Below are 581 nucleotides of genomic sequence, written 5' to 3'. Positions count from 1 at the left end.
GCGCCAGTGCCAGCGTCAGCAGGAACAGCCCGACCAGCTGCGTGCTGAACGCCTTCGTCGATGCCACGCCGATCTCGGCGCCGGCGCGCGTGATGTAGGCCAGCTCGCATTCGCGCACCATCGCGCTGGTCGCCACGTTGCACACCGTCAGCGTGTGCTTCATGCCCAGGCTGCGCGCGTGCTTCAGCGCGGCCAGCGTGTCGGCGGTCTCGCCGCTCTGCGTGATCGTCACCACCAGCGTGCGCGGGTTCGGCACGCTGTCGCGGTAGCGGTACTCGCTCGCGATCTCGACGCTGGTCGGGATCTTCGCGATGCTCTCCAGCCAGTACTTCGCGGTCGAGCCGCTGTAGTAGCTGGTGCCGCAGGCGAGGATCAGCACCTGGTCCACGTCCTTGAAGATCTTGTAGGCTCCATCGCCGAACAGTTCGGGCGTGACGCTCTCCACCGCATCGAGCGTGTCGGCGATCGCGCGCGGCTGCTCGAAGATCTCCTTCTGCATGTAGTGCCGGTACGGGCCCAGCTCTGCCGCGCCGGTGTGCGCCTGCACCGTGCGCACCTCGCGCTGCACCGCCTTGTACGCG

General features: G+C 67.8%; 1 protein-coding gene. It reads right to left on the bottom strand.

Annotated features, from left to right (window positions below; genetic code table 11):
* Window positions 1–581 (bottom strand): SIS domain-containing protein (locus tag AC1D12_RS34925; RefSeq protein WP_477845618.1); only part of this gene is annotated, 581 nt, incomplete at both ends.

It is taken from the genome of Rhizobacter sp. P1_G5 (assembly GCF_056405435.1).
The sequence above is the reverse complement of the archived record's forward strand: the minus strand, read 5'-3'. Positions and strand labels throughout refer to the sequence as shown.